Below are 26,217 nucleotides of genomic sequence, written 5' to 3'. Positions count from 1 at the left end.
GGCGTCAGTGCGCGGCGACGGGTGCGAGCCCGGATTCCCACACGGTCGCGCGTCCCTTGCCGCTGCGCTTGGACGCGTACATCGCCTGGTCCGCACGCGCGAGCAGCGCCGACGCATCGATGCCGCTGCGTGGCAGGTAGATCGCAACGCCCACGCTCGACGACATGCGACGCGGCGCATCGCCGACGAGGTACGGCGTGTTGGCGACGTGCAGCAGCTTGCCGGCGACCACCGCCGCGTTCGGCATCGGTTCCGCGAACGCTTCGGCGACGACCACGAACTCGTCGCCCGCGAGGCGCGCGACCATGTCGACCGCGCGCACCGAATCGCGGATGCGGCAGGCGAACTCGCGCAGCAGGTCGTCGCCGGCGTCGTGGCCGTAGGTGTCGTTGACCTGCTTGAAGCCGTCGAGGTCGATGAAGTACACGCCGAGCGCGGTGCCGTTGCGGTCGGCGCGCTGCATCGCGCGCGGCAGGGATTCCAGCAGCAGGCGACGGTTCGGCAGGCCGGTGAGCGAATCGTGCAGCGCCTGCATCGCGAGCGAAATCTCGAGCTGCTTGCGCTCGGTGATGTCGCGCAGGAACGCGTCGAAATAGCGACGGTCGCCGCGCCAGCGCGAACGCATCGACACTTCCGCCGGAATCTCGCGGCCATCGCGTGTGCGCGCCTGCATCTCGACGCGCCGGCCGATCCATTGCGTTTCGCCGGTCGCGAGGAAGCCGCGCAGGTCGGCGTCGAACGCGTCGCGCTGGTCGTCGGGCATCAGCAGTTCGGAAAACAGGCGCCCGTACGCCTGGCTGCGCGACCAGCCGAAGATCGTGCGCGCCGCGCGGTTCCATTCGACGACGCGACCGTCCTCGTCGAGCATGATGAAGGCGTCGTTCGCCTGCTCGAGGATGGCGCGATGGTTCGCCGCGCTCTCCGCGAGTTCCGCGGTGCGTTCCTCGACGCGCGCTTCGAGTTCCTCGTTGATGCGCGCGAGCGCCTGCTTGCGTTCGGCGAGCGCGTCGAGCATCGCGTTGAATGAATCGACGAGACGGCCGACCTCGTGCACGCGGCTGGGCGGTGCGCGCATGTCGTGGCGGCCTTCGCGCACGGCGTCGGCGACGTCGAGCAGGCGGTACAGGCGCCGCGTCACCATGTGCGCGAGACCGATCGCCAGCAACGCGCCGAGCGCGACGCCGGCGAGCGCGAACAGCAGGCCGTCGCGCACGGTTTCGCGTAGCGCCTGGTCGATTGGGACGGGATCCGCAGCGACGCGCAGGACGCCGGCGTCGTGCGCGTCGATACGCAGCGGCACCGCGGTCGTCGTGCGCAGCTTGCCGCGATGCCAGACCACGCGTCCGCTGCGATCGACGACGTCGAGCGCGGCAAGGCCAGCATCGTCGACGAGGTCGCGTGCCGCGGCGTCGACGGCAGCGTGGTCTCCACGCTCGAGCGCGGGTGCGATGCGTGTCGCCGCGCGGGTCGTGAGCTGATGGACGTGGCGGGCCTCCGCCTCGCGCAGCGACGACTGCTGACGCCACACCGCATGCGCGACGAATGCGGTCATCAGCACCGCCTGCACGAGCATCACGCCGGCCGCGAGCTGGCGGCGCAGCGATGCGCGACTCATCCGCACCCCCGCGAATGCGCACGCGCGGACACCCACGCGCACGCGCGCGTGGTGGACTCCGCTGGAGCGCCGGCCGGCGATGCCACCGCGGCCGACGTCGTGTGCTCACGCATCGGCAGGCCCCGCAAAAACGACCACGGGCCCGACGACCCGTGCGACGACCGCTGGGTCGCCCTGTTCCTTAACGGCCGGCCTGCGGCCGCCTTCAGCGGCCCATGTGCTTCCAGTTGCGCGGCTTGCCCTCGGCCAGCCATTCCAGCGCCTGTGCGAGCCGACGCTCTCGGGTGTCGTCGCGCTTGGCCTCGACGATCCACTCCACGTAGTCGCGCCGCTGGCTCGGCGGGAATGCCTCGAAGGTGGCCTTGGCGGCGGGATGCGCGTCGAGTGCGATGCGCATCACATCCGGCATCTCCAGCGGCGGCCGCGCGGTACGCGGTTTGGCGGGCCGCGGCGCATCGGTATCGACCAGCTCGACGGCGCGTCGTACCTGTTCCGCGATGTCGGCCGGCGACGGCAGGTCGTCGAGTGTCTTCAGGCGACCGAACTGGCCCATGCCGTCGTTGCGCGCGTCGCCGGTGACTTCGCTCGCGCGCCAGTAGCCGAAGCTCGCGTGTTGTTTGAACGCGGCCATACCGGCGATGAGTCGACCGCGATGCATGAACACGGGTCGGCCCCAGCGGATCGATTCATCGAGATCCGCGCAGGCGGCGTGCACGTCGCGACGCAGGCGTTCGAGAAGTGGCCGCGCGAACGCCGCGGCGTTCGCGATATACGCGTCTACGCGCGGATCCGTGGTCGTCATCGTTGCGATCTCGTCGCGCTCGTCGCTGGAGCGGGCGAACGCATCGTCGCATTCATCCAGGCCGATTGCATCGCGCGCTGCGACACGTGCGCGCGTAACAGCTCGCAGTCGTGAACGGCGTTAACCGTCGTCGACATGCGGATGCCGTGGAACTTACGTCGCGACGCCAACACTGCACGCGGGCATCGAAACGCCCGCAATGCATCACCTATCACTACGTGTGGAGAGGAGTCGAACGATGGCGAACAACCAGGGCGACAACAATCAGGGTGGCAACCGCGGCGGCAACCAGGGTGGTAACAACAACCAGGGTAGCGGTCGTGGCTTCGCATCGATGGATCGCGAGCAGCAGCGCGAGATCGCGTCGGAAGGCGGCAAGGCCGCGCATCGCAGCGGCAATGCGCATGAATTCACGTCGCAGGAAGCGCGCGAGGCGGGCCGCAAGGGCGGCGAAGCCAGCCACGGCGGCGGCAATCAGGGCGGGAACCAGGGCGGTCGCGGCGGCAGCCGCTAAGCGATAACGCCGGTCCAAACGAAGACAGCGCAGGCTCGCACCTGCGCTGTCTTTTCGTTGCGCGACAGTCGCGTCGGTCAGTGCGCGACGCGCAGCGCCTCGCGCTTGGCGGCACGACGTGCGTCGCGCGGCGCCCGGTAGTTGTTGTCGAACAGCGCCGGCTCCCAAGAACCGTAGCTCGGATTCGACAGCACCCACCAGCGCTGGCCGAACCAGTCGCGGTGCGCGTCGTAGATCGCGTCGCGGTTGCCGGGCGTGTTCGGTGCGACCTGCACGAAATCGCCGAGCTGGTCGCCGAACTGCATCAGCACGCGGTACTTGCGGCCGATGAGCTGGCGACGGCAGTTCTTGTCGCTGCCGTCCTGTTCGCACTCGGGCACGACGGTGCCGAGGCCGAGGAACGCATCGTCCTTCACGTTCAGGCCAACGCTGCGCAGGTTGTCGATCGTCGCGGGCTTGAGGTCGACCGCACGGTTGGAGATGAAGAACAACTCGACGCCGCGCGCCTGCGCGGCCTTCGCGAACTCGAGCACGCCCGGGATCGCCGTCGCCTTGCGCTCGTTCACCCACGCCGCCCACAGCGCTTCGTTGTATTCGCCACCCGACTGCACGAGGCGCGCCTGGTACGGCGAGTTGTCGAGCACCGTCTCGTCGACGTCGAAGATCACCGCCGGCGGCAGGCCGCGCGCGGGATTGCCGCGCTCGACGGGATCCAGCGCGTCCCAGCTCTTGTCCTTGAGCGCGCGGTCGAGCTGCGCGATCGCGGCGCGGTAGGTCTGCAGCGAATTGGCGCGGTACTCCACGGCCGTCTGCATCCACAGCACGGCGTTGAGGTTGTCGTCGGCGGGGACGGTGGCGGCAGGCGCAGGCGCCGCGACCGGTGTATCGGCCGTGGGCGCATCGGCGCGGACGGCCTCGCGTTGGCAGCCGGCGAGGACGAGGGCGAGGCACAGCGGGGCAAGCGAAAGGCGCATGGGGTCGACCGGAAACGCGGGCCGACAGTCTAGCGGCGACCGGCCGTGGCGCCGTGCCCTACCGCTGCCTTCACTGCCGCTTGCCTACCGTCGGCGCGCAGGAGGACCCGCCGGTGCACAACACGTCCCGTCGCCTCGCGTGGGCGCAGGCCATCGCGCTGATTGGCAGCGTCGCGGCGATCGTCGCGGTGCTGGTCGTGCGCCTGCACCGACCGTTCGACGCCGACACGCTGTCGATCCCGGTCGGCGAACTGCATTCGAACGCGGCGGAAGCGCAGCTGCTGCTCGAGCAGGCCACGGACGACCATCTCGCCCCTGCATTCGTGCGCCACCACGCGCAGCAGCTCGGCCATGCGGTCGAGCGGACGCACGACAAGCTCGCCGCGAAGCCCGCCGTCGCCAGCCGCGAGCCGATGCGGCGCGAGGCGCTGTCGCTGGCCGAGTCGCTGCAGGCGCGGCTGGATCGGCTGGTGCGCGATCCGGCGTCGTCCACGCCGTCGAACTTCGCCGCGCTCGCCGCGTCGCTCGATGCGCTCGACCATCGCATCAAGCCGGGCGACTGAACGATGGCGATGTTCCTCGAGCTCTTCCTCGGCGTGCTGACCGCGATGGGCGGCTTCGTCGAGATCGGCGAACTCACCTTCATGCTCAACGCCGGCAGCAAGTTCAGCTATTCGCTGCTGTGGATCGTCGCGCTCGGCACCGTCGGCATCATGGTCTACGGCGAGATCGCGGGGCGCATCGCCGCGGTGCGCGGGCAAGGCGTGTTCAACGTGATCCGCGAACGCGCGGGCATCCGCCTCGGCCTGCTCACGCTGGTGTCGGCGACGCTGGTCTGCCTGCTCACCACCGCCGCGGAGATCGGCGCGATCGCGCTGGTGTGGAACCTGCTCTCAGGTTGGCCGTACCGGCCGTTGCTGCTGCTCGCGTTCGCGTTCCTCGTGCTCGTCGTGTGGTTCCTGAAGTTCGAAACCATCGAACGCGTGTTCGGCCTGTTCGGCCTGATGATGACCGTGTTCCTCGTCGCCGCGTGGAAGCTGCATCCGGACTGGTCGCAGGTCGCGCAGGGGCTGGTGCCGAACATCCCGTCACTGCCGCCCGATCGCAAACTGCTCTACGCCTACTACGCCGTATCGCTCTTCAGTTCGGTGATGCTGCCGTACGAGACGTACTTCTATGCGTCGGGCGTGGTTGAGGATCACTGGACGCCGCGCTACATCCGGCTCAACCGCTTCATCGTGATCGTGGGCTTCGCGCTCGGCTCGCTGCTGTCGGCGTCGCTGCTGATCATGGGCAAGATGTATTTCGGCGATGCGCACATCGACCCGTCGTTGCCCGGCACCGCGGCGTTCGGTGCGGCGAGCGTGCTCGGTCGCGCCGGGTTGTGGCTGGCGGTCGGCGGCATGTTCTTCGCGTTTGCCGGCGCGGGCATCGAGACGGCGATGTCGTCGGCCTACAACATCGCGCAGTTCTTCGGCTGGACCTGGGGCAAGTACCGCACCGCACGCGGCGCACCGCGGTTCGCGCTCGCGTGGCTGGTGGTGTTCGTCGCCGCGACGGCGATCGTGCTGACCGGCGTCGATCCGATCCAGGTGGTCGAGTATTCGATCGTCTTCTCGGTGGTGATCCTGCCGCTCACCTATTTCCCGATGATGGCGATCTCGCGCGATCCCGACACGATGGGCGTCTACCGCAACGGCTGGCTGTCCAACACGCTGGGCTGGGCGTTCTTCGTGATCGTGTGTGTCGCGGCCGTCGCCGCCATCCCGCTCCTGGTCATGACGCATGGAGGCCAGGCATGAAGCACGGACTCGAGCGCGAGCCGTACATCGACGTGTTCCGCCAGGTGCTCGACCACGCGGTGATCGACGCCGACGACTGGATGTGCGGTTCGGTGGACGACATCGAGATCGAAGGCGGCGTCGGCGAACCGCTGCGCATCACCGCGTTATTGATCGGGCCGGGCGCATTCATGCCGCGGTTGCCGGCGATGTTCGCGCGCTGGCTGCCGCACATCGTCGGGACGCGCTGCGTGCGGGTGCCGTGGTCGGAAGTATCGAGCGTGGGCGAACACATTCGCCTGAAGTGCCGTCGCGCGCAGTACGGACTCGCGACCGTCGACCGCAAGCTCGGCCTCAAACTCGGCAAGATTCCCGGCAGCGAACGGGGTGGTGCATGACGACGCAACGCCTCGCGCTGAACCGTCTCACGCACCTCGAGCGCGTGCGCGTGCGTGCGGAAGACGGCAGCCGGCTCGGGCACGTGTTCGAGATCCGCAGCAACGGCGCCGCGGAAACGGAACCGACGTGGGAGGACCGCGGCGTCGACGTGCTGCTGTGTGGGCGGCTCGGCCTGTTCGAGCGGCTCGGCTGGCAGGAACCCGATGCGCTCGTCGTGCCGTGGGATGCGGTGATCGCGCACGACGAACGCGGGCTCGTCGTGCGCGGTACGAAAGACGACTACAAGCGGATCTGAGCGGCCCGCCGCGAGAGCGGGCCGCGCGATGCGTCACTCGCGCATCGTCACCTGCATGCCTTCCTTGACGACCTTGGACAGCGCCTGCACGTCCCAGTTCGTCATGCGGATGCAGCCGTTCGATTCGCTCTTGCCGATGCGATCCGGATGCGGCGTGCCGTGGATGCCGTAGTGCTCCTTGGTCAGGCCGATCCAGACGATGCCCACCGGATTGTTCGGGCCCGGCTTCACGTCGGCTTCCTTGTCGGTCTTCTTGCTGCCGGCAATGAGCTTGGGGTCGTAATGCCAGACCGGGTTCTGCTGCACCGCCGTCACCTTCCAGTCGCCGATCGGCAGCGGGAACTGCTTGCTGCCGGTGGTGACGGGGAACGACGCCAGCGTCTTGTCGCTCGCATCGACGATGAGCAGCGCGGAGTCCGACTTGTCGACCACGAGCTTCGCCGGCGCGGGGAACTGCTCACCCGGCGCAACGTTGAGCACGGTGATCGTGGTGCCGGCGGCGGGCGCGGTCTTGGTCGACGCGGTGGTCGATGTCGACTTCGACGAATCGGTCGACGCCGACTTCGAGGCGTCCGTCTTCGTGTCGGTCTTGCCCGAGGTCGTCGACGAGTTGGCGGCATCGAGCGCGGCGAAATCGACGTTCGGATTGAGCTTCTTCAGCAGCGCCGGCGCCATGTGGAACTTCTCGGCGATCTTCTCGAGCGCGGTCTCGTACGGCAGCGCGTCGAGCTTCGCCATCTCCATCGGCTCCTTCGGCGTCTTCGCGAAGGGGCCGGCGAGGTCGTCGGCGGTCAGCGTGTAGTTGATGAGGATCGGCGCGGTGTCCTGGTTGAGCAGGTCCCACGTCGCCGTGTCGAGCGTGCCGCTGGCCTTGATGTCGTGCGCGGTCTGGAACGCCTTGACCGCGCGCTGCATGTTGCTGCCCTTCGCGCCGTCGATCTCGCCGGGCGCGAAGAACGCGCGATCGAGCAGCACCTGCGCGCGCAGCGGATCGTCCTTCGCGAGCTTGGCGTCGGCCTCGGCGGCGACCACCGGCGGCGGCGTCGCGGGCGTCGCGGCGGTGCCCGTGCCCGGCGCGACCGGCATCGTCGCGTTCGGCGCGCCCGGCTGGCCGTCCTGCATGCCCGGCGGCTGCGCGGTGCCCGGGACGGCACCCGGCGCGGGCGTCGTTGTCGCGGTGGCGGGCGCCGCGGCCGGCTTTGCGTCATCGGACGGCGTCGGCGAGACCGTGCATGCGGCCAGGGCGAGGGACAGGGCGGAAGCGATCGGCAGCAGGGCGTGCTTGGGGCGCATGGCGGGACACGTCGGTGGGGACGTTTCCATCCTTCGTGCGGCCGGTCGGCGACGCGTGAATCCGAACGGCCCGTTTGCTCGTTCGTTCATTGTTGAGAAGACCGGTTCGCGATTCCGTCGTACCGTACGCGCCATCGATTGATGCCCCTGCCCATGCCGAACGAAGTCCAACGCCAGCGCGAACTCGACGTCTACCGCGTCGTCGACAGCCTTCCCGAAGCCGCCTACGACGACATCGCGCGCCTCGCGTCGATGCTCTGCGACGCGCCGATCGCGCTGATCTCCCTGATCGACCGCGACCGCCAGTGGTTCAAGGCGCGTACCGGTCTCCAGGTGCCGGAGACGCCGCGCGAAGTCGCGTTCTGCGACCACGCGATCCGCCAGCCCGACCGCCTGATGGAAGTACCCGATGCGCTGAATGACGAACGCTTCGTCGACAACCCGCTGGTCACCGGCGAGCCCAACATGCGCTTCTATGCCGGCATGCCGCTGGTGACGCCCGGCGGCGCGGCGATCGGCACCGTCTGCGTGATCGACGACCGGCCGCGCACGCTCGACGACACGCAGCGCGCGGCACTGGAATCGCTCGCGCGCCTGACCATGAACCTGATGGAAGCCACGCGCCGCGAACGCCAGCTCGAGCGCGCGGTGCGGCTGGAGCCGGCGGCGCGCGTCACGGCAGTCGCCGGTGCCTCGGACTCCGCGCTGCGCCCCTACGCGATCGCGATCTTCCAGATCCAGGACTTCGCGAACGTCGCCGAGCTGCAGGGCGCACGCACGATCGAACGCACGTTGCAGGAGGCCGACCGCGTGCTGCATTCGGTGCTCGCACCGGGCGACAGCATCGACCGCGTGACCGGCAGCGGCGAGTTCGTCGCACTGCTGCACGGCGACTCGCCGGAAGCGGCCCTCACCGCCCTGCGCGGGCGCTTCGATGCGATCGAGCGCGAGCTCGGCACGCGCGTGCTGCTGGGCTTCGCCCGGGCAACGTCGGCCGACGAATCGCCGGAAGCCGTCTATCTCCGCGCCGACGCCGTGCTGACCTCGGCGAAGGACACGGTGCGTTCCCGACCGCCGGCCTGACGGCCGCCCCGGGCCGTGGCAGGATCGGCGGCCGAACAGGGAGGACCGTCCATGGCCATGGTGTTCTGGGCGCACGTCGCACGCGGCGCCGCACTCGATTGCGAAGGGTCGGACCGCCTCGCGCTCTACCGCCATCGCCATGCACTGGACGCGCTCGCGCATCGCCTCGGCCTGCCGCGGCTCGACGCGATGATCGACACCACCGACCTGCGCTTCAACTTCGGCGAACTCGAGCTGCCGGACGACGATCCGAACGCGGCGATGCTCGAATCCGGCGTGTGGTGCGATGCCGATCGCGCGCTGCTTCTGTTCGAAGGCCTCGACGCCGCTCTCGATGTCGATGCGTCGCTCGACGCGAAGGCGCGTGTCGCGGTGCGCGAGGAGCTTCAGGGCGTGCTGGATTTCCTGCGCCCGCGCGCCGTCGATGGCGCGCGCTTCAACCTGTCGGTGGTGATGTGAGCCGTCGCCTGACGCCGTTCCATCTCGCGATTCCCGTGCACGACGTCACCGCCGCGCGCGCGTTCTACGGGGGCGTGCTCGGCTGCGGCGAAGGCCGTAGCGCCGAGCGCTGGGTCGACTTCGACCTCTACGGCCACCAGCTGGTCTGCCATCAGGTCGACGGCATGGCGCCCCGCATCGCCGGCGATAACGCGGTCGACGGCCACGACGTGCCGGTGCCGCATTTCGGCGTCGTGCTGGAGATGGACGACTGGCAGGCGCTGGCCGATCGCCTGCGCGCGGCGCGCATCGACTTCGTCATCGAGCCGCACATCCGCTTCGTCGGCCAACCGGGCGAACAGGCGACGATGTTCTTCCTCGATCCGTCTGGGAATGCCGTCGAGTTCAAGGCGTTCGCGGATATCGACGGGCAGCTGTTCGCGATCTGACGTTTGCGCCGGCGCCGGCACGGACAATCCGTCGACCGGACGATCGCGCCCTATTCCCGCGAATCGCTCCGCACCTGCGCGTGGCTGATCAGCGCGAAGATCAGGCTGCCGCCGACGACATTGCCCGCGAGCGTCGGCAGCATGAAGCGCACGACGACATCGCCCAGTGGCGTGATGTGCGCGAACACGAGGTAGAGCGTCTCCGCGGAGCCCGCGATGATGTGCGTCATCTCGGCGAAGCTGATCAGCCCCGTCACCAGCGCGATCAGCACGACCTTCGAGTGCTCGGCCGCCGGCAGCAGCCACACGAGGATCGCGATCAGCCAGCCCGCAAAGATGCCGCGCACGAACATCTGGCCGGTCGACAGCCCCATCAGCTTCGCGCCCATGCGCACCATCGCCGTCTGTGTTTCCGCGTCGGTGATGTCGAGGCGTGCGAGTGCGAACGCGAATATCGCGACGCCGACCATGTTGCCGGCGAACACCAGACCCCACAGCCGCAGCAGCCGGCCGACGTTCGCGAGCGTCGGCTTGGTCATCACCACGAGCACCGGCGTCAGCGTGTTCTCGGTGAACAGCTGCTGCTTGCCGAGGATGACCAGCATGAAGCCGATCGAATAGCCGAACGCGACGAGAAGCGGCGTCACCGGTGTGTCGCCGATTCGCGCGTGCATGAGCGCAGGTGTCAGCAGCGAAAAGCCCATCGACAGCCCGGCCGCGATCGCCGACCACAGCAACGCCGACGCGCTGCGTTCCAGCTCGCGGTCGCCCTCGCGGCGAATGGTTTCGTGCAGCACGTGCGCGGTGGGCGACTGCTTTTCCTCGACGTCGCGCGCTTCCTGCTCGGTCAGCTGCGACGCGGGTTCGCCATGTTCGGCGTCGGCCGCCCCCTGCTTCGATTCGTCGCTCTGCATGCGGCGCAGGCTACGAACGCGATGTGAATCCCGGGCGAGAGCGCCTGCAGACGCCGTTCGCACGCGACGGGTTACGCTGAGGTCGTCCGCTCAGGAGAACCCCATGTCGAGCCTCGCCTCCGCCGTCCGTTTCGCAGTCGCCGCTTCCGCCCTCACGCTGGCCGCGTGTTCGCATGCGCCGGTCGATGCCGCCGCATCGAACGCGATCGAAGGCCGCGTCACCGCGATCGATACCTTGCCGTGGGCGTACGACGGCAGCGGCGTGCTGACGGTCGACGCCGGAACGCGCAGCGTGCGGGTGTCCCTGCCGGCGCGTTGGAACCTGTGCAAGGGCCGCGGCCTCGACACGGCGGGCGACCTCAAGGTCGGCGACCGGGTGCGCGTGGTGGGCCGTGCAGGCGACGACGGTACGGTCGACGCCTGCAGCGATGCGGACTATTCGATCCAGAAACTCTGACCGCGTGCGGCGCACCGCACGCGGCCGGGTGTCGCGTCAGCGCGGTGCGTAGATCGACGTAAGGTAGTCCGGCTTGCCGGCGATGCGCTCCAGGTGCGGATAGCGCAGGCCGCCGTGGTAGTCGACCGGGATCGTCTGGAAGCGATCGAACGACTTCACCATCAGGCGGATCGGCGCCTTGTCGTCCTTCGCCGCCTTGACGGCGTCGCTCAGCGCGTCCTTGCTGTACTCGCGGTCGTTCACCGCCACGATCGTCATGCCGCTGCCGATGCCGGCGTTGAACGCCGGGCTGTCCCAGCGCACGTCGGACACCTTGCCGTCCTTGCCGATCGACAGGCCCAGCGAATACACGAAGTCCGCGCCGCCGCCCTTAGCCGCGGCCTTGGCGACGCCGTTGGGTTCGTCCTTGTAGACGAGCTGCCAGCCGGCCGCCGCGAGGCCGCCGGTGAGCGGCACCTTGCCGTCGAGGCGGTCGCGCAGGAACGTCGCCCAGTCGTCGTGCACCACGCCGTCGAGCGTCTTCACCACGTCGTCGAAGGTGTAGGTGTTCTGCACCTTCCACTCGCCGTCGTTCACGCCGAAGAACGCGCGCGCGAAATCGTCGAGCGACTTCTTGCCGTTGGTCTTGCTGCGGATGCGCGCGTCGGCTTCGAGCCAGATCATCTGGCCGGCGGAGTAGTAGTCCTCGGACAGCTGATAGCTGCGATACGACTTCGGACGACGCTGCGCGATGATCGGATCGTTCGTCGTGTCCTGCACCGCGCGCCACGCCAGGCCCGGACGGTTGTCCGCGTACGTCGCCGCAGTGAGCGCGAGCGCATCGAACGCAGCCTGCTTGCTGCGCATGCCCGAGCGACCCGTCAGCACGTTGCCCCAGTACTGCGTCTGCCCTTCATAGACCCACAGCAGCGAGTCCTGCATCGGCACGTTGTAGTTCGGCGTCCACAGGTCGGCCGGGCGCCGGTACTTGCCGTCCCACGAGTGCGTGTACTCGTGCGCGAGCAGGTCGCTGAAGCCCGCCTTCGGGTCGTAGTCGGTGAAGTAGCCGGTGTCCTCGCCGTCCTCGCTCGAACGCTGGTGTTCCAAGCCGTTGCCGCTGAGCTGGTCGGACAGCGAGAACAGGAAGTCGTAGTGGTCGTAGTGCTGCGCACCGTAGAGCTTCATCGCCTGCTGGTAGAGGCGACGATGCGCGTCGATCTGCTCGGGCTTGGCTTCGAGGTACTTCGGCGCATCGGCGAACACGTTGAGGCGCACCGGCACCTTCGCGCCCGGCGCGAGGTCGATGACCTTGCCGTAGCGGCCCGCGTAGATCGGCGAGTCGATGAGTATGTCCAGCGACACGTTGCGATACACCACGGTATCGCCATTCGTGCTCGCGACGTCGAGCGCCGTGGCCGCGGTGAAGCCGGTCGGATACTTCACGCTCGCCGACGTGTCGATGCGGCTCGCGTAATGACCCGCGGGATACAGCACGAGCGCGTTCCACTGCAGGTTCATCATGTTCGGCGTCATCACGATGCGGCCCTGCGCCGGGTCCGTCGGCGTCAGGTACTGGTATTCGGCCGTCACCGACGTCGCGCCCTGCGGCACGTCGATATGGAATGCGTAGACGTTGAGCGGATCACGCGTCCACGCGAGCTTCTGGCCGTTCGCGGTGAACGCGAGGCCGGCGATCTTGTCGAGCGGACCCGACGGGCTGTGGTTGCCCGGCAGCCACTGCGGATAGAGCAGCGTGAGACGTCCGGTCTGCGCCGGAATCTCTTCGCGCACCCGCACGATGCGACGTGCGAGGTCGGTGGCGTCGACGAACACGGACACGGTGCCGGGATACGCGGTATCGACAGGCACCGGCACCTGCGCGCTGGTCAGCGGAATGGTCTGGGCGAAGACGGGCGATGCGGCGAGTGCAGCGGCGCAGAGCAGCGGAAGCAGGCGACGGGCGGGTCGGGACATTCGATGCGTATCCGATGACGGGGAAATCGCCGGATCGTACGTGGGCAAGCGGCTGCGTAGCGTGTGCCATGCGCAACGATCGGCAGTGCGTCACATCGTGCAGTGCAGCACGAACTGAACCGTTCTCGACACCGCGCGCGCAATACTGCCGCCCCTTCCACGGAGCTTCGACCTATGAACACCCGTTCCCTGCTCGTCGCCGCCGCGCTCTCGCTCGCCGCGTTACCGGCCTCCGCGGCCGATCTCTCGTGCACGCTCACCTTCTCGATGACGGGCTGGAGCGCGTTCTACAAGCACTCCGAAGGCACCGGCACCGTGTCGTGCAGCAACGGCAAGTCGCTGCCCGTGAAGATCGAAGCCAAGGGCGGCGGCCTGACCGTCGGCAAGTCCAAGGTCACCGGCAAGGGCAAGTTCGCCGGCGTGCACAACATCCGCGACGTGCTCGGCGGTTACGCCACGGGCGAGGCGAACGCGGCTGCGGGCAAGGCCGGCAAGGCGCAGGTGGTGACGAAGGGGCCGATCTCGCTCGCGCTGTCGGGCGTCGGCCAGGGCGTCGAACTCGGCGTGTCGTTCGGCAGTTTCATCATCAGCGAGCGCTGACTTCCGGTACACGCAGCCGGCGGCGGCAAGCGAGTAGGCTCGGCGGTTTCCCCACACGGACACCGCCATGCGACCGCTGCCCCGCCGCCTGCTTGCCGTCACCGTTTCCGCCGCGCTGGTCGCGGGCCTCGCGGCCTGCAACCGCCAGCCCACGCCGCAGCCCGAAGCCGCCGCGCCCAAGGCCGCGCCCGCCGCCACGAAGCCCGTGCTCGGCACGTTCGGCTTCGATACCGCCGGCATGGATCGTTCGGTCGCGCCGGGCGACGACTTCTACCAGTACGCCAACGGCAACTGGACCAAGACCACCGAGATCCCGGCCGACCGCTCGAGCTTCAACAGCTTCACCCGCATCTCGCTCGACACCGAAAAGCAGGTGCGCGACCTCATCGAGGGCGCGGCCAAGGACAAGAACGCGAGCGGCGACCTGCGCCGCATCGGCGACTACTACACCGCGTACATGGACGAAGCGGGCATCGAGGCGAAGGGCACGGCGCCGCTGAAGCCGACGCTCGACGCGATCAACGCGATCACCGACGTCAAGTCGCTGTCCAACGAGTTCGGCGCCCAGCTGCGTGCGGACGTCGACCTGCTCAACAACACCGACTACTACACCGATCGCCCGTTCGGCGTGTGGATCACGCAGGACATCCACGACCCGACGCGCAACATCCCGTACTTCGTGCAGGGCGGCCTGGGCCTGCCGGATCGCAGCTACTACCTCGACGCCAGCAGCGCGGCCATCAAGACCGCCTACCAGGCGCACGTGCAGAAGGTGCTCGAACTCGCCGGCATCGCCGATGCCGCGGCGAAGGCCGCGCGCATCGTCGCGCTGGAAACCGCCATCGCGAAGGTGCACGCCACGCAGGAGCAGACCAACGACGTCGACCGCGGTTCGAAGAACGTGTGGACGCAGGAGGACTTCGCGAAGAAGGCGCCGGGCCTCGACTGGGCGACCTTCATGGGCGCGGCGAAGCTCGGTTCGCAGAAGGACTTCGTGGTGTGGCAGCCCGAAGCCGTCACCGGCATCTCCAAGCTCGCCGTCAGCGAACCGCTCGATACCTGGAAGGATTACCTGACGTTCCATGCGCTCGATCGCGCCGGCGGCCTGCTGCCGAAGGCGTTCGCCGACGAGCAGTTCGCGTTCTACGGCCACACGCTCAACGGCACGCCGCAGCAGCGTGATCGCTGGAAGCGCGCGGTGTCGGCGACGAGCAACGTGCTCGGCGAGGCCGTCGGCCACGAATACGTGAAGCGCTACGTCGATCCGAAGACCAAGGCGCGCGCCGAGGAGATGGTGAAGAACATCATCGCCGCGTTCGGCAAGCGCATCGACGCACTCACGTGGATGAGCCCGGAGACCAAGGCCGCCGCGAAGGCGAAGGTCGACGGTCTGCAGGTCGCCGTCGCCTATCCCGACACCTGGCGCGACTACAGCGCGCTGGAGATCAAGCCGGACGACGCGCTCGGCAACGCGGAACGCGCGGAGATGGCCGAATACCAGCGCCAGCTCGCCAAGCTCGGCGGACCGGTGAAGCACGACGAGTGGTACATGACGCCGCAGACGATCAACGCGGTGAACATCCCGCTGGAGAACCGCCTGATCTTCCCGGCGGCGATCCTGCAGCCGCCGTTCTTCGACCCGAACGCCGACGACGCGGTGAACTACGGCGCGATCGGTTCGGTCATCGGCCACGAGATCAGCCACTCGTTCGACAACTCCGGCGCGCTGTTCGATGCGCAGGGCAAGCTGCACAACTGGTGGACGCCGGCGGACTTCAAGCAGTTCAACGCCGCGGGCGAGGCGCTGGCCGCGCAATTCAGCACGTACAAGCCGTTCCCGGATCTCGCCATCAACGGCAAGCTCAACCTCGGCGAGAACATCGCCGACGTCGCCGGCCTGTCGACCGCGCTCGACGCGTACCACCTCTCGCAGCAGGGCAAGACGCCGCAGAACCTCGAAGGCTTCACCCCCGACCAGCGCTTTTTCCTCGGCTTCGCGCAGGCCTGGCGTGGCAAGTACCGCGACGAGGCGCTGCGCAACGCAGTCAAGACCGACGTGCATTCGCCGGGCCGTTATCGCGCGCAGACGGTGCGCAACGTCGATGCCTGGTACACGGCGTTCGACATCAAGCCCGGCCAGGCGCTGTACCTGGCGCCCGACAAGCGGGTCAAGGTGTGGTGATCACGACGCAGTAGCAGTAGCGATATCGAAACGCCCGGCGAAAGCCGGGCGTTTTTCGTTGGACGCTCACCGCACGTGCACGTCGCTGAGCGCTTCCGATACGGCCGCGCTGAAAGCGCGCGATGCAACGTTGCATTTCACGGATCGCGCAACAGCTCGCTGCCTACGCTTGCGTCCGTCGAAACCGCCGCCGTACCGAGGTCTGCCATGCGCCGCTTCCTGCCCTTCGCTCTCATGGCGCTTGCCGTGCCCACCTGTGTTTTCGCCCAGTCCGCACCGGTCGGCACGTCGGCAACGGCGGCGTCCACCGCCGCAGTGACGCCCGCAAAAGCCAAGCCCAAGAGCGCGTTCGGTGCGGTGATCGCCGAACTCACGCGCGCGGCGCAGGACCAGGCCGCAGCCGCGCACAAGCCGACCGCCGCGACGTCGAGCGCATCCGCACCGACGCTCCCGGCTCCGCCGCATGCGGCGGCAAAGGCCACGCTCGCCGATTCCAGCGGCGGCTGATCGCTTCCACCGCCGAATGCCATCGCGGCGCGACGCCCCGTCACGGGCGCTCGCGCCGCGGTCGTGTATGACCGCTTGACGCGGATGGTCCGCGGGGAGACGACGATGGAGCAGAACGAGCTGGCCAGCGCGGTCGCGCAGGCGGTGGGACAGGCGCTGGGCGAGATGTCGGTCGGTGTCGCGGTGGCGATCCTCGCCGCGACGGACGCGGTATCCAAGCAGACGAACATCGATCGCGTGCGGCTGTTCGAAGACATGCTCGGCAACCTGCCCGACGTCGACGGCGCGGCCCGCAATGTGGTCGACGTCGTGCGCGAAGCGGTCGGCGCCGCATTGCGCGACGCGAAAGCCGCCGGCTGATCAGCGCGCGGGCGACGCCTGCATCGCGGGCGTCGCCGCCTGCATCGTGGCGGCCGACGCCGCACCGACGAGCTCCTGCAGCGCTCCGATATCGACGGGCTTGCTCAGGTGCTGGTCGAAACCGGCCGCGCGCGTGCGCTCGCGATCCTGTACCTGGCTCCAGCCGGTGAGCGCGACGAGGCGGATGTCGTCGTAGCGATGATCGGCACGCACGCGCTGCGCGACTTCGCAGCCGTCCATGCCGGGCATGCCGATGTCGAGCAACACCACGCTCGGATGGAATTCCGCGATCGTGTCGAGCGCGGATACACCGTCGAACACGACGCGATGATCGATCCCGAGCAACTCGAGGACCATGCCCATCGACTCGGCGGCATCGACGTTGTCGTCGACCACGAGCACGCGCGCCGGCCCGGTCGCCGCCGCGCGCTCGAGCACGCGCTTCGGCGCGGCGATATGCGTCGGCAGCGGCGCCGCCATCGGCAGCGTCACCACGAATTCCGCGCCACGGCCGCGCCCTTCGCTGGCCGCGGCCACGGTACCGCCGTGCATTTCGACGAGGTTGCGCACCAGCGTCAGGCCGATGCCGAGGCCGTCGTGCGCACGATGGCGCTCGCGGCGCCCCTGCGTGAACAGCTCGAACACGTGCGGCAGCATCTCCGGCTCGATACCGATGCCTTCATCACGCACATGCACGCGAACTTCGTCGCCCGCGCGCTCGACGCTGACCACGATGTGGCCGCCGGGCTCGGCGTACTTCGCCGCGTTGTTGAGGAGATTGCCGAATACCTGCGTCATGCGCACGGGGTCGGCGTCGATCTCGATGGGCGCGTCGCCCAGCGACGCCTCGAGGCGATGCCCGCCGGCGTCGACGAGCGGACGGCTCTGGTCAATGGCGTGACGCACCACCGTCGCAAGGTCCACGCGCTCGCGCTTGAGAGCGATGGTGCCGCGCGAGATGCGCGAGACGTCGATGAGGTCGTCGACCAGTCGCACCATGTGGTCGACCTGACGCTTCATCATGTCGCAGAGCGCGTGGTCGTCCTGCGGCATCCGCGTGTCGGACATCAGCAGGTGCAGCGCATTGCGCACCGGCGCGAGCGGGTTGCGCAGCTCGTGGCCGAGCATGGCAAGGAATTCGTCCTTGCGACGCGCCGTTTCCGCGAGTTCCTCGCTCGCACGCGCAAGGTCGTCGAGGTGGCGACGGATCTGGTACTGGCGCTCGCGCGCACGCAGCGCCATGCGCACGTTGCTCGACAGCGCGGCCACGCGCAGCGGGCGCTCCATCAGCATGACGTTGCCGAGCTGCGCGAGCGCGTCGGACACCTGTCGCGAATCGCTGCCTTCGCGGGCGAGGATCAGGACGGGAAGGTCGGACCATCGCGGTTGCCGCGCGATCGCGCGCGCCAGCACGGCATGCGCGCCCATCGCGAGCAGTTCCTCGCAGACGAAGACCGCACCCGCGCCGCGTTCGAGCTCACGCTCCAGTTCCAACGGCGACTTGCATGCAAACGTCGTGATCGCATCACGCCCGAGCACGTCGGACGTGACCATGCAATCGCGCTGCGTCGGGAGCAGCAGCAGAACGCGGCTTTCGTCGATGCCGACGCCGGTCGAGGCTGCGGTCATCGCGGCTCCGACCGCGCCGGCCCGCTATCCCGATCGTAGGGCACGCCCGTCAGCACGCCGCGGAACTGTCGCAGCGGCTCGCCGATGGAGACGCCGGTTGCGCTGATCGTCATGGGGCGGATCGTGCGTTCGTGGCCGCCGGTGCGCTTCTTGAGCACCGAAATCGCCTGGCGGACCTCGCCCTCGAATTCGAAGTAGCGCAGCAGAACGACCGAGTCGGCGAGGTAGCTCACGTCGATCGCGTTCTGCATCTGGCCGATCAGGCCCTGCTGGGCGCTGATCAGCAACGTCACCACGCCGTGATGCGCGAGGAACGCGAGCAGCTCATGCAACTGCACCAGCACGAAGCGCTCTTCCGGCATCGCACTGAGGTAGCCGTTGAGGCTGTCGATGACGACGGTCCGGATGCCTTCGCGCTCCACCGCATGACGGATGCGATGCGCGAATTCGCCGGGCGACAGCTCGGCCGGGTCGATGGACTCGACGAGGATGTCGCCGGACTCCATAAAACGGTCGACGGGCAACCCGATGCCGCGCGAGCGCGTGATCAGCGACTTCACCGTTTCGTCGAAGGTGAAGATCGCGGCGCGCTCGCCGCGCTCGGCGGCAGCGATGCAGCAGGTGGTCGCGAGCGTCGACTTGCCCGTGCCGGCTGCGCCGATGAGCAACGTGCTGGTGCCGCGATGCAGGCCGTCGCCGAGCAGCATGTCGAGTTCGGCCGAGCGGGTCGACACCGGCGTCTGGTCGATGTCTCGCCGGTAGGTCGCGGCCACGAGCCGCGGATACACCTGCAGCCCGCCGGTGATGATCTGGTAGTCGTGGTAGCCGCTGATGAAGCGGCGGCCACGGAACTTGCTGACGCGCAGGCGCCGGCGATCGCCGCCGTATTCCGGATGCAGTTGCGCGAGCGAAACAATGCCGTGCACGAGCGTGTGCACGTGCAGGCCGTGTTCGGCCAGGGCGCAGTCGTCCAGGAGCAGCACGGTGCAGTGCTGGCCCACGAAGTACTGCTTGAGCGCGAGCACCTGGCGTCGATAGCGCAGCGGCGAACCCGCCAGCAGGCGAAGCTCGGCCAGCGAGTCGAACACCATGCGTCGCGGACGCAAGGCCTGGACGGTATCGAGGATCCGCTTGGTCGTGTCGCCGAGTTCCACCTCGGAGGGATGGACCATCGTGTAGTGCGAATCGGGATCGAGCGTGTCGTGCTGCGGCGCGAGCTCGTGCACGTGCACGCCGTCGAGCGACCACCCGTGCGACGCCGCGATCTCGCGCAGCTCCTGCTCCGTTTCCGACAACGTGACGTAGAGCACCGGCTCGCCCTGCTTGACGCCTTCGAGCAGGAACTGCAGCGCGAGTGTGGTTTTGCCGGCGCCGGGTGCGCCTTCGATCAGATAGAGGCGGTCGGGGGTGAACCCGCCGACGAGAATGGTGTCGAGCCCTGCGATGCCCGTGCGCAGCTGCGCCGGATCGACGTGGTCATTTGATGACATGGAACGATATGGCCCCGAAAAACGACGGGACCGCGGCACGGTCCCAAGGACAGCGTCAATGGGACCATGCCGGGGTTAAGCGCGCGTCAAATCGCTGAACGGTTGAGTCAGGGCCGCGCGGGCCGGATCAGTCGTCGAGGGCGACGTTCGCGAGCCCGCTGTCCTGCGCGGCGGACAGTGCGGTCGCGAACCCCTGGTACTCGCTGTCCGCGGCGGCGCTGACGTGGACGACGGTGTCGGGGGCGACCTTGGCAATGCTGTCGAACGCTGCACGCAGCGACTTCGCGTCGAGCACGCGGCCGTCCAGCGTGTAGTTGCCGGAGGCGTCCACCCGCAGGTCGGCGCGCGGGGGCGGCGACGGAGGCCGCGTGTCGACGCTGTTCGGGAGGTTCATCGGCAACGTCCGCGTCAGGGCCGGCGCCGTGATCATGAAGATCACCAGCATCACGAGCATCACGTCGACCAGCGGCGTCACGTTCATGTCGGCCATCGCGCCATCGCGGTGGCGGGGAGCGTAGGTGGATGCGGCCATCGTCGATCCTCCATCGGGCGGTATGCCCGACTCGACCGTACGCCAGCGTCCGGCGCGTGCGCAAGGCCCGTTCATCGCCGACGGACGCGCGACGTTTCGCGTAGCCTTCCGCGTCCGCAGGAGTCCCGCCGATGCAGTCCCCGCCCCTCGCCCAGCAACTCGCGCGCGCGTTCGACGCCGGCGACTGGCCGACCGCGTACCAACTCGCGGGAATGGCCGCGCGTTCGGCGCCCGAGGACCCGGCACTGCACATGGTCGCCGGCATCGCCGCGTTGGACTTGGGCCACGCCGCGCTGGCCGTCGCGCACCTCGAGCGAAGCTGCCGCGCCTGGCCGCATCGCCTCGATCTCCGGGGACAACTCGCCCGTGCACTCATCGAAAGCCATCGGACGGCCGACGCGGTCCGCGTTGCCGATGATGTCTTGCCACATGCAGGCGATGCCGCGCTGCTGTCGACGCTCGGCACGGTCTACAGCAAGGCCAGCGACCACACCCGCGCCGCCGAGGTGTTCGGACGCGCCGTCGCGCTCGACCCCTACGACGCGAACGCACGCTTCAATTACGCGACATCACTCATGTACTTCGGGCACCTCGACGAGGCCGAAGCCCAGTACGACGCGTGCCTCGCCGCCGATCCCGCCTACGCGCGCGCGCACCTCGCGCTCGCGCAGCTGCGCACGCAGACGCCAGAACGCAATCATCTGCCGCGCCTCCAGGCCGCGCTCGATGCGCGACGCGATGAGCCTGATGCGGTGCTGCACGTAAATCTCGCCATGGCGAAGGAGCTTGAAGACCTCGGCGAGTTCCCGGCGGCCTTCGAGCACCTCGTGCAGGGCAAGCGCGCCGTGTCGTCGCGACGCGGTTCATCGCAGGCGGCCGACCGGGCGGCGTTCGAGGCCGTGCATGCAAGCCTCGCGATGGACGCAGCCGAAACCGGGGATCCCGACGAATCGCCGATCTTCGTGCTCGGAATGCCGCGCACCGGCACCACGCTTCTCGACCGGATGCTCTCCTCGCATCCGGATGTCGCGTCGGCCGGGGAACTCGGCGATTTCGCGACGGCACTCCAGCGCGCCGCCGGGCCGGGCCACTCTCTGGTCGATCTTCTCCGCAACGCCGCGCGCATCCGCGACTGGGCAAGCGTGGGCCGCGACTATCTCGCGTCGACGCGTCACCTCGCCAATGGGCGTCCGCGCTTCGTCGACAAGATGCCGCACAACTTTCTGTACGCCGGCTTCATCGCGCGCGCATTGCCGAATGCGCGCATCGTCTGCCTGCGTCGTCATCCGATGGACACGAGCCTCAGCAACTTCCGACAGCTGTTCGCGCTCGAGTCGCCCTACCACGACTACTCGTTCGACCTGATGGATACGGGTCACTACGTGCTGGAGTTCGAGCGGCTCGTCGCCGCGTGGCGTGATGCACTGCCCGGGCGCGTCTTCGAGCTGCCTTACGAAGCCCTCGTCGATATGCCCGAACCGACGCTGCGCCGGCTGCTCGAGTTCTGCGGCCTCGAATGGTCGCCGCGCTGCCTCGAATTCACCGACAACAGCGCTCCGGTGGCCACGGCCAGCGCCGCGCAGGTGCGATCCGGCCTGGACCGCCGCTACGTCGACCGCTGGAAGCGCTACGGCAGCGCCCTGGATCCGTTGCGCGAACTGCTGCGAGAAGGTGGCATCGACCCCGAAACCTGGACGGCCACGCCATGACGGAACTCACTGCGTATTCCGGCGGCTGCCATTGCGGCCGCGTGCGTTTCGAAGTCGATGCGTCGACGCCGTTGCACGTGCTCGCTTGCAACTGCTCGATCTGCCGCATGACCGGTTTCCTGCATCTGATCGTCAGCGCGGACCAGTTCCGTTTGCTGCGCGGCAACGACGCGCTCGTCGACTACCGTTTCAACACGGGCGCGGCGCGTCATCTGTTCTGTGGTCACTGCGGCATCAAGAGCTTCTACGTGCCCCGTAGCCATCCGGACGGCTACAGCGTCAACGCGCGCTGCCTCGACGGCGTGTCGCTCGACGCGCTTCGCGTCACGCCGTTCGACGATGGTGACCGCAAGGCGTCGATGGCTGCGCTCGCCCGTCACGGTCTCTGAACGGGTTCCGTTCGGGCGGCCGCACGACTGCGCTTTCGCATCCGCGCAACACGGGACGGCGCATGCTTGCGACCACGCCCGGGTGGGGCGAAAGCATCGACAGGCGAATGGACGGCATTGAAGGTTTGCGGCTGCTGCTCGTGGAGGACGAATACGTCCTCGCGATCGGCTTGGCCGACGCGTTGGGCGATCTCGGCGCGGTGGTGGTCGGGCCGGTGACGACGGTCGAGGACGCGCTCGCGCTGGTCGAGCGCGTGCCGGAGATCGATGCCGCGGTGCTGGACGTCAATCTCGGCCACCAGGTCGTCTATCCCGTCGCCGACGCCCTGCTCGCGCGTGGAATTCCGTTCCTGTTCGCGACCGCGAACGAGCCGTCAAAGCTGCCGGAGCGCTTCGCCCGCGTCCCGGTATGCCGCAAGCCGTTCGACGTGCGCCAGTTCCGCGACGCCGTGCTGCACCTGCGCGAGGCCCCGCCGCCGCGACGCGTGGCGTAGCGGCTCGCGACACTGCTGACACCACGCTGTCAGCAGGCCGGGCCGAGACTGGGTGCAGGGCGCGCTGTGCGTCCGCCACCCACGAAGGAGCCGCCATGTCGCGACGGATCACGTTCTATTACGCCCCGCATTCGCGGGCGTCCTGCACGCTCGCCCTGCTCGAAACGCTAGGCGCGGACTACGACCTGCACATGCTCGACCTGGTCGAAGGCACGCAGCGTCGCGCCGATTACCTGGCGGTGAATCCGCTCGGCAAAGTCCCCGCGATCCGCCACGGCGATGCCCTGGTGACCGAACAGGTCGCGATCCTGATCTACCTCGCCGACCTCTACGCGGACAAGGGCATCACGCCCGCAGTCGACGACGCGTTGCGCGGCCCGTACCTGCGCTGGGCAGTCTTCTATGCCGCGTGCTTCGAGCCTGCGATCGGCGACCGCGCGCGGGGCGTGGCGGTCGGTCCGGCCATGAGCTCGCCCTACGGCGATTACGACGCCGTGGTCGACGCACTGAAGGCGCAGCTGTCGACCGGCCCGTACATGCTCGGCGAGCGCTTCACTGCGGTCGACGTGCTTTGGGGCACCGCGCTGCGCTGGGCGATGGCGTTCAAGCTGGTGCCGGACGCGCCGGTGTTCCGCGACTACGTCGAACGCGTAACCGCGCACCCCGGCATCGCGCGCGCAACGGCATTGGACGAGCGCTACGCGGCGGAGCAGGCCGCGCGTCGCGAGGCGGCGACACCGGCCTGAGCCGTGCGATGGCGGCGCATCGCTACAATCCGGCGATGCGCCGCGCCGACCGCCTGTTCCTGCTCGTGAACGCCCTGCGCGGCCGCCGCCGTGCAGTGCTCGCGCGGGAACTCGCGGACACGCTCGGCGTCTCGATGCGCACCGTGTATCGCGACGTCGCTGACCTGCAGCGTTCGGGCGTGCCGATCGAAGGCGAAGCGGGCGTCGGCTACGTGCTCCGCCATGGCGCCGACATTCCACCGCTCATGTTCGACGAGGACGAGATCGAGGCTGTCGTCGTCGGCATCCGCTTCGCGCGTGCGTTCGCGGGCAATCGCCTGAGCGAAAGCGCCGCGCGCGCACTGGTCAAGATCGAAGCCGCGATTCCCGAGCGTATCCGCGCCTGCGCGGAGCGCGCGGCGATCATGGCGCCGGAATGGCGCGGCGAGCTGAGTCGCGAGTTCGGTGCGTTGCTCGATCGCCTCAACGAAGCGATCGCCGCGCGTCGCGTGCTGCGCCTCGACTATCGCGACGAAAGCGGCGATGCCTCGACGCGCGAAGTCGAGCCGCTGTGCATCGTGTTCTGGGGCGGTTCGTGGACGCTCGGTGCGTGGTGCCGGCTGCGAGGCGCGTTCCGCCAGTTCCGCCTCAATCGCATCGATGCGATGGACGCGACGGGCGAAATCGCTGCCGACGATCCGTCGCGCAATCTCGCTGCGCTGCTGCGTGAAGTGCGTACGAACCCGGCGTTCGCGGCGAGGCCGGAAGCGCGCGTCAGCCCTCGGAACGCGCTGGCCTAATTACCAGCCCACGCCGGGCGGGTACGCGGCGATGACCGGCGAGAGATCGACCAGCATCCAGTAGCCTTCGCGCGTATCGAAGGACGGCGGCAGCATCTCCGCACGCAGCGGTTTGCCCAGCGGCGTGACGCAGCTTGCAAGGTGGACCGACGCGGCCTGCTGCGCGGCTTCGGTGATGCCGACCAGCGTATCCGCCGCGGTCACGCAGCCCGGGAAATCCGGCAGCGTCACCGAGTAGTGGCGGTTCGCGTCGCGTTCGACGAAGGCGAAATATTGCATGCGCCGCACTATCGATCGGCCGCTGCGAAGCGGCCGTGATGGACCGGTGAGACGGCGTTCTCAACTTCACCTTGCGTCGACTTCGCGGCACCGCGACGCCCGCGCCCGGAGCCTGTGCGCAAGCCCTGCGGAGCGCCTCCATGACCCTTCGATCCTGCATCGCACTGGCGTGCGTCCTAGCGACGGGCGCGGCCTCCGCGCAGGACCCGGGCGTCGGTCCCTCGCCTTCGCTTCCCACACCGCAGCACGCGCTGATCCCGCACGTCGATATCGCGCCGGCGGTCCATTGGCCTGACAGTGCGACACCGACTCCTGCGCCGGGGCTTGCGGTCGTGCCGTTCGCAACGGGGCTCGACCATCCGCGTTGGCTGCACGTCCTGCCCAATGGCGATGTGCTCGTCGCCGAGAGCAACGGGCCGCCGGGCAAGAGCGGTATCCGCGGCCTCAAGGGCTGGGTGTTGAAGAAGGTGATGGCGAAGGCCGGCGCCGGCGTGCCGAGCCCCGACCGAATCGTGCTGCTGCGCGACGCCGACGGCGACGGCCGCGCCGAAACGCGTAGCGACTTCCTGACCGGCCTGCACTCGCCGTTCGGCATGGCGCTCGTCGGCGACACCCTGTACATCGCCGATACCGATGCGTTGCTGCGCGTGCACTACACGAACGGGGCGACGCGCATCGATGCGACGCCGGAACGCGTGGTCGACCTGCCCGGCGCGACAGGAAAGTTCAATCACCACTGGACGAAGAGCCTCGTCGCATCGCCCGACGGCACGCGTCTTTATGTCGGCGTCGGGTCGAACAGCAACGCGGGCGAGAACGGCATGGCGGTCGAGGCGTCGCGTGCCGCGATCCTCGAGATCGATCCGACAGCGCGCACGTCGACGGTGTATGCCGACGGCCTGCGCAATCCGGTCGGGCTCGCGTTCGCGCCCGGCACGTCGACGCTGTTCGCCGTCGTAAACGAACGCGACGAACTCGGCGGTGACCTCGTGCCCGACTACCTCACCCACGTCGAGCGCGGCGGGTTCTACGGCTGGCCGTACAGCTACTGGGGCGCGCACGTCGATCCGCGCGTGTCGCCGCAGGATCCGGAACGCGTCGCCGCGGCGCGCGTGCCGGACTACGGGCTCGGCAACCACGTCGCACCACTGGGCCTCGCGTTCGGCACATCCGACGCGTTGCGTACGGTGTTCGGCGACGGCGCGTTCGTCGGCCTGCACGGCTCGTGGAACCGCACGCCGCTGTCGGGCTATCGCGTGGTGTTCGTGCCCTTCGTCGACGGGCGACCGTCGGGTGCACCCCGCGAGGTGCTGGGCGGCTTCCTCGACGCCCAGGGCGACGCGCGCGGACGACCGGTCGGCGTGGCGATCGCACGCGATGGCGCATTGCTCGTCGCCGACGATGTCGGCAACGCGGTCTGGCGGGTGATGCCCACGCGCTGAGCGTGTTGCGCTGCGACTGCAGCACGCGGAGGGTCGTCGAGCCGCGTCCGCGACCGCCCATCGCCTTATCGCTGCCGTCCGCCGCCGTCGGGCGCGTGGACCGCCGTACGGG

General features: G+C 68.7%; 29 protein-coding genes. 19 read left to right on the top strand and 10 right to left on the bottom strand.

Going from position 1 to position 26,217, the window contains the following annotated elements; genetic code table 11:
* Positions 1 to 4 precede the first annotated feature (4 nt).
* Together EVS83_RS02375 and EVS83_RS02370 are read right to left on the bottom strand one after the other, a co-directional pair.
* On the bottom strand, positions 5 to 1,615 hold the full coding sequence (locus EVS83_RS02375; protein ID WP_133499217.1) for a diguanylate cyclase domain-containing protein: 1,611 nt from the start codon (positions 1,613 to 1,615) through the stop codon (positions 5 to 7).
* 205 nt (positions 1,616 to 1,820) lie between these two features.
* On the bottom strand, positions 1,821 to 2,417 hold the full coding sequence (locus EVS83_RS02370) for a YdeI/OmpD-associated family protein (protein WP_133499215.1): 597 nt from the start codon (positions 2,415 to 2,417) through the stop codon (positions 1,821 to 1,823).
* Positions 2,418 to 2,655: 238 nt separating this feature from the next.
* Here EVS83_RS02370 and EVS83_RS02365 point away from each other — a divergent pair, with 238 nt between their 5' ends.
* Positions 2,656 to 2,931: a KGG domain-containing protein gene (locus EVS83_RS02365; RefSeq protein ID WP_133499213.1), complete on the top strand. Its 276-nt coding sequence runs from the start codon at positions 2,656 to 2,658 to the stop codon at positions 2,929 to 2,931.
* Between the two features lie 77 nt (positions 2,932 to 3,008).
* On the opposite strand, the gene EVS83_RS02360 is transcribed toward EVS83_RS02365, so the two are convergent.
* Positions 3,009 to 3,905 carry a 5'-nucleotidase, lipoprotein e(P4) family gene (locus EVS83_RS02360; RefSeq protein WP_133499211.1) on the bottom strand — a complete coding sequence of 299 codons (897 nt, stop codon included), beginning with the start codon at positions 3,903 to 3,905 and terminating at the stop codon, positions 3,009 to 3,011.
* Between the two features lie 113 nt (positions 3,906 to 4,018).
* Here EVS83_RS02360 and EVS83_RS02355 point away from each other — a divergent pair, with 113 nt between their 5' ends.
* The 4 genes from EVS83_RS02355 to EVS83_RS02340 are packed head-to-tail and all read left to right on the top strand — an operon-like array spanning position 4,019 to position 6,380.
* Positions 4,019 to 4,468 carry a hypothetical protein gene (locus EVS83_RS02355; protein ID WP_133499209.1) on the top strand — a complete coding sequence of 150 codons (450 nt, stop codon included), beginning with the start codon at positions 4,019 to 4,021 and terminating at the stop codon, positions 4,466 to 4,468.
* A 3-nt stretch (positions 4,469 to 4,471) separates the two neighbouring features.
* Positions 4,472 to 5,707 carry an NRAMP family divalent metal transporter gene (locus EVS83_RS02350; RefSeq protein WP_133499207.1) on the top strand — a complete coding sequence of 412 codons (1,236 nt, stop codon included), beginning with the start codon at positions 4,472 to 4,474 and terminating at the stop codon, positions 5,705 to 5,707.
* Positions 5,704 to 6,084 carry a hypothetical protein gene (locus tag EVS83_RS02345; RefSeq protein WP_133499205.1) on the top strand — a complete coding sequence of 127 codons (381 nt, stop codon included), beginning with the start codon at positions 5,704 to 5,706 and terminating at the stop codon, positions 6,082 to 6,084. The genes EVS83_RS02350 and EVS83_RS02345 overlap by 4 nt, the downstream gene beginning before the upstream one ends.
* Positions 6,081 to 6,380 carry a hypothetical protein gene (locus EVS83_RS02340; protein WP_133499203.1) on the top strand — a complete coding sequence of 100 codons (300 nt, stop codon included), beginning with the start codon at positions 6,081 to 6,083 and terminating at the stop codon, positions 6,378 to 6,380. Before EVS83_RS02345 ends, EVS83_RS02340 begins: the two co-directional genes overlap by 4 nt.
* Before the next feature lie 33 nt (positions 6,381 to 6,413).
* Here the strand turns inward: EVS83_RS02340 and EVS83_RS02335 are convergent, their stop codons facing one another.
* Positions 6,414 to 7,673, bottom strand: coding sequence for a L,D-transpeptidase family protein (locus EVS83_RS02335; protein WP_133499201.1), 1,260 nt, complete (start codon positions 7,671 to 7,673; stop codon positions 6,414 to 6,416).
* 153 nt (positions 7,674 to 7,826) lie between these two features.
* On the opposite strand from EVS83_RS02335, the gene EVS83_RS02330 reads away from it, so the two are divergent.
* The 3 genes from EVS83_RS02330 to EVS83_RS02320 are packed head-to-tail and all read left to right on the top strand — an operon-like array spanning position 7,827 to position 9,643.
* Positions 7,827 to 8,756 carry a sensor domain-containing diguanylate cyclase gene (locus EVS83_RS02330; protein WP_246022745.1) on the top strand — a complete coding sequence of 310 codons (930 nt, stop codon included), beginning with the start codon at positions 7,827 to 7,829 and terminating at the stop codon, positions 8,754 to 8,756.
* Between the two features lie 51 nt (positions 8,757 to 8,807).
* Positions 8,808 to 9,215 carry a hypothetical protein gene (locus EVS83_RS02325; protein ID WP_133499197.1) on the top strand — a complete coding sequence of 136 codons (408 nt, stop codon included), beginning with the start codon at positions 8,808 to 8,810 and terminating at the stop codon, positions 9,213 to 9,215.
* Positions 9,212 to 9,643: a VOC family protein gene (locus tag EVS83_RS02320; protein WP_133499195.1), complete on the top strand. Its 432-nt coding sequence runs from the start codon at positions 9,212 to 9,214 to the stop codon at positions 9,641 to 9,643. The genes EVS83_RS02325 and EVS83_RS02320 overlap by 4 nt, the downstream gene beginning before the upstream one ends.
* Before the next feature lie 50 nt (positions 9,644 to 9,693).
* Here the strand turns inward: EVS83_RS02320 and EVS83_RS02315 are convergent, their stop codons facing one another.
* Complete coding sequence (locus EVS83_RS02315; RefSeq protein WP_133499193.1) at positions 9,694 to 10,557, bottom strand: formate/nitrite transporter family protein; 864 nt, start codon at positions 10,555 to 10,557, stop codon at positions 9,694 to 9,696.
* Positions 10,558 to 10,660: 103 nt separating this feature from the next.
* Here EVS83_RS02315 and EVS83_RS02310 point away from each other — a divergent pair, with 103 nt between their 5' ends.
* Entirely contained in the window at positions 10,661 to 11,014 is a 354-nt protein-coding gene (locus tag EVS83_RS02310) for a hypothetical protein (protein ID WP_133499191.1), read from the top strand.
* Positions 11,015 to 11,050: 36 nt separating this feature from the next.
* Here EVS83_RS02310 and EVS83_RS02305 read toward each other — a convergent pair whose 3' ends face one another.
* Positions 11,051 to 12,967 carry a M61 family metallopeptidase gene (locus EVS83_RS02305; protein WP_133499189.1) on the bottom strand — a complete coding sequence of 639 codons (1,917 nt, stop codon included), beginning with the start codon at positions 12,965 to 12,967 and terminating at the stop codon, positions 11,051 to 11,053.
* A gap of 174 nt (positions 12,968 to 13,141) precedes the next feature.
* On the opposite strand from EVS83_RS02305, the gene EVS83_RS02300 reads away from it, so the two are divergent.
* The 4 genes from EVS83_RS02300 (at position 13,142) to EVS83_RS02285 (ending at position 16,616) form a co-directional block, all read left to right on the top strand.
* Positions 13,142 to 13,567, top strand: a complete 426-nt coding sequence (locus tag EVS83_RS02300; protein WP_133499187.1) for a hypothetical protein — start codon at positions 13,142 to 13,144, stop codon at positions 13,565 to 13,567.
* Between the two features lie 67 nt (positions 13,568 to 13,634).
* Entirely contained in the window at positions 13,635 to 15,749 is a 2,115-nt protein-coding gene (locus tag EVS83_RS02295; RefSeq protein ID WP_133499185.1) for a M13 family metallopeptidase, read from the top strand.
* A gap of 207 nt (positions 15,750 to 15,956) precedes the next feature.
* Entirely contained in the window at positions 15,957 to 16,256 is a 300-nt protein-coding gene (locus tag EVS83_RS02290) for a hypothetical protein (protein WP_133499183.1), read from the top strand.
* A 105-nt stretch (positions 16,257 to 16,361) separates the two neighbouring features.
* Positions 16,362 to 16,616, top strand: a complete 255-nt coding sequence (locus EVS83_RS02285) for a hypothetical protein (RefSeq protein WP_133499181.1) — start codon at positions 16,362 to 16,364, stop codon at positions 16,614 to 16,616.
* On the opposite strand, the gene EVS83_RS02280 is transcribed toward EVS83_RS02285, so the two are convergent.
* From EVS83_RS02280 to EVS83_RS02270, 3 genes are all read right to left on the bottom strand, one after another.
* Positions 16,617 to 18,245 carry a hybrid sensor histidine kinase/response regulator gene (locus EVS83_RS02280; RefSeq protein ID WP_133499179.1) on the bottom strand — a complete coding sequence of 543 codons (1,629 nt, stop codon included), beginning with the start codon at positions 18,243 to 18,245 and terminating at the stop codon, positions 16,617 to 16,619.
* Positions 18,242 to 19,735 (bottom strand): ATPase domain-containing protein, encoded by a 1,494-nt coding sequence (locus EVS83_RS02275; protein WP_133499176.1) that lies wholly within the window; start codon positions 19,733 to 19,735, stop codon positions 18,242 to 18,244. Before EVS83_RS02275 ends, EVS83_RS02280 begins: the two co-directional genes overlap by 4 nt.
* A 127-nt stretch (positions 19,736 to 19,862) precedes the next feature.
* On the bottom strand, positions 19,863 to 20,267 hold the full coding sequence (locus tag EVS83_RS02270) for an ExbD/TolR family protein (protein WP_166636764.1): 405 nt from the start codon (positions 20,265 to 20,267) through the stop codon (positions 19,863 to 19,865).
* A 131-nt stretch (positions 20,268 to 20,398) separates the two neighbouring features.
* On the opposite strand from EVS83_RS02270, the gene EVS83_RS02265 reads away from it, so the two are divergent.
* The 5 genes from EVS83_RS02265 (at position 20,399) to EVS83_RS02245 (ending at position 24,384) form a co-directional block, all read left to right on the top strand.
* Positions 20,399 to 21,976 (top strand): tetratricopeptide repeat-containing sulfotransferase family protein, encoded by a 1,578-nt coding sequence (locus EVS83_RS02265; protein WP_133499172.1) that lies wholly within the window; start codon positions 20,399 to 20,401, stop codon positions 21,974 to 21,976.
* Positions 21,973 to 22,365: a GFA family protein gene (locus EVS83_RS02260; protein WP_133499170.1), complete on the top strand. Its 393-nt coding sequence runs from the start codon at positions 21,973 to 21,975 to the stop codon at positions 22,363 to 22,365. The genes EVS83_RS02265 and EVS83_RS02260 overlap by 4 nt, the downstream gene beginning before the upstream one ends.
* A 107-nt stretch (positions 22,366 to 22,472) precedes the next feature.
* Entirely contained in the window at positions 22,473 to 22,859 is a 387-nt protein-coding gene (locus EVS83_RS02255; protein ID WP_133499168.1) for a response regulator, read from the top strand.
* A 95-nt stretch (positions 22,860 to 22,954) separates the two neighbouring features.
* Complete coding sequence (locus EVS83_RS02250) at positions 22,955 to 23,605, top strand: glutathione S-transferase family protein (RefSeq protein WP_133499166.1); 651 nt, start codon at positions 22,955 to 22,957, stop codon at positions 23,603 to 23,605.
* Between the two features lie 35 nt (positions 23,606 to 23,640).
* A complete protein-coding gene (locus EVS83_RS02245) occupies positions 23,641 to 24,384 on the top strand; it encodes a helix-turn-helix transcriptional regulator (RefSeq protein WP_133499164.1) in 744 nt (247 codons plus the stop codon).
* Here EVS83_RS02245 and EVS83_RS02240 read toward each other — a convergent pair whose 3' ends face one another.
* On the bottom strand, positions 24,385 to 24,663 hold the full coding sequence (locus EVS83_RS02240; RefSeq protein ID WP_133499162.1) for a type II toxin-antitoxin system HicB family antitoxin: 279 nt from the start codon (positions 24,661 to 24,663) through the stop codon (positions 24,385 to 24,387).
* A 140-nt stretch (positions 24,664 to 24,803) separates the two neighbouring features.
* Between EVS83_RS02240 and EVS83_RS02235 the strand changes: the two genes are divergently transcribed.
* Positions 24,804 to 26,105 carry a PQQ-dependent sugar dehydrogenase gene (locus EVS83_RS02235; protein WP_133499160.1) on the top strand — a complete coding sequence of 434 codons (1,302 nt, stop codon included), beginning with the start codon at positions 24,804 to 24,806 and terminating at the stop codon, positions 26,103 to 26,105.
* The last annotated feature ends 112 nt before the right edge of the window (positions 26,106 to 26,217 follow it).

Source organism: Cognatilysobacter terrigena (assembly GCF_004361065.1).
Taxonomy (GTDB): Bacteria; Pseudomonadota; Gammaproteobacteria; order Xanthomonadales; family Xanthomonadaceae; genus Cognatilysobacter; species Cognatilysobacter terrigena.
Note: the sequence above shows the minus strand (reverse complement) of the source record. Positions and strands in the feature narration are given on the sequence as shown.

Coding starts and splice junctions, on each gene's coding strand:
- EVS83_RS02290 (WP_133499183.1), top strand. CDS start 15,957: ATGCGCCGCTTCCTGCCCTTCGCTCTCATGGCGCTTGCCGTGCCCACC.
- EVS83_RS02375 (WP_133499217.1), bottom strand. CDS start 1,615: ATGAGTCGCGCATCGCTGCGCCGCCAGCTCGCGGCCGGCGTGATGCTC.
- EVS83_RS02245 (WP_133499164.1), top strand. CDS start 23,641: ATGCGCCGCGCCGACCGCCTGTTCCTGCTCGTGAACGCCCTGCGCGGC.
- EVS83_RS02300 (WP_133499187.1), top strand. CDS start 13,142: ATGAACACCCGTTCCCTGCTCGTCGCCGCCGCGCTCTCGCTCGCCGCG.
- EVS83_RS02315 (WP_133499193.1), bottom strand. CDS start 10,557: ATGCAGAGCGACGAATCGAAGCAGGGGGCGGCCGACGCCGAACATGGC.
- EVS83_RS02305 (WP_133499189.1), bottom strand. CDS start 12,967: ATGTCCCGACCCGCCCGTCGCCTGCTTCCGCTGCTCTGCGCCGCTGCA.
- EVS83_RS02285 (WP_133499181.1), top strand. CDS start 16,362: ATGGAGCAGAACGAGCTGGCCAGCGCGGTCGCGCAGGCGGTGGGACAG.
- EVS83_RS02345 (WP_133499205.1), top strand. CDS start 5,704: ATGAAGCACGGACTCGAGCGCGAGCCGTACATCGACGTGTTCCGCCAG.
- EVS83_RS02325 (WP_133499197.1), top strand. CDS start 8,808: ATGGCCATGGTGTTCTGGGCGCACGTCGCACGCGGCGCCGCACTCGAT.
- EVS83_RS02365 (WP_133499213.1), top strand. CDS start 2,656: ATGGCGAACAACCAGGGCGACAACAATCAGGGTGGCAACCGCGGCGGC.
- EVS83_RS02370 (WP_133499215.1), bottom strand. CDS start 2,417: ATGACGACCACGGATCCGCGCGTAGACGCGTATATCGCGAACGCCGCG.
- EVS83_RS02270 (WP_166636764.1), bottom strand. CDS start 20,267: ATGGCCGCATCCACCTACGCTCCCCGCCACCGCGATGGCGCGATGGCC.
- EVS83_RS02335 (WP_133499201.1), bottom strand. CDS start 7,673: ATGCGCCCCAAGCACGCCCTGCTGCCGATCGCTTCCGCCCTGTCCCTC.
- EVS83_RS02350 (WP_133499207.1), top strand. CDS start 4,472: ATGGCGATGTTCCTCGAGCTCTTCCTCGGCGTGCTGACCGCGATGGGC.
- EVS83_RS02260 (WP_133499170.1), top strand. CDS start 21,973: ATGACGGAACTCACTGCGTATTCCGGCGGCTGCCATTGCGGCCGCGTG.
- EVS83_RS02250 (WP_133499166.1), top strand. CDS start 22,955: ATGTCGCGACGGATCACGTTCTATTACGCCCCGCATTCGCGGGCGTCC.
- EVS83_RS02275 (WP_133499176.1), bottom strand. CDS start 19,735: ATGTCATCAAATGACCACGTCGATCCGGCGCAGCTGCGCACGGGCATC.
- EVS83_RS02235 (WP_133499160.1), top strand. CDS start 24,804: ATGACCCTTCGATCCTGCATCGCACTGGCGTGCGTCCTAGCGACGGGC.
- EVS83_RS02360 (WP_133499211.1), bottom strand. CDS start 3,905: ATGCGCCTTTCGCTTGCCCCGCTGTGCCTCGCCCTCGTCCTCGCCGGC.
- EVS83_RS02340 (WP_133499203.1), top strand. CDS start 6,081: ATGACGACGCAACGCCTCGCGCTGAACCGTCTCACGCACCTCGAGCGC.
- EVS83_RS02310 (WP_133499191.1), top strand. CDS start 10,661: ATGTCGAGCCTCGCCTCCGCCGTCCGTTTCGCAGTCGCCGCTTCCGCC.
- EVS83_RS02265 (WP_133499172.1), top strand. CDS start 20,399: ATGCAGTCCCCGCCCCTCGCCCAGCAACTCGCGCGCGCGTTCGACGCC.
- EVS83_RS02240 (WP_133499162.1), bottom strand. CDS start 24,663: ATGCAATATTTCGCCTTCGTCGAACGCGACGCGAACCGCCACTACTCG.
- EVS83_RS02280 (WP_133499179.1), bottom strand. CDS start 18,245: ATGACCGCAGCCTCGACCGGCGTCGGCATCGACGAAAGCCGCGTTCTG.
- EVS83_RS02255 (WP_133499168.1), top strand. CDS start 22,473: ATGGACGGCATTGAAGGTTTGCGGCTGCTGCTCGTGGAGGACGAATAC.
- EVS83_RS02295 (WP_133499185.1), top strand. CDS start 13,635: ATGCGACCGCTGCCCCGCCGCCTGCTTGCCGTCACCGTTTCCGCCGCG.
- EVS83_RS02330 (WP_246022745.1), top strand. CDS start 7,827: ATGCCGAACGAAGTCCAACGCCAGCGCGAACTCGACGTCTACCGCGTC.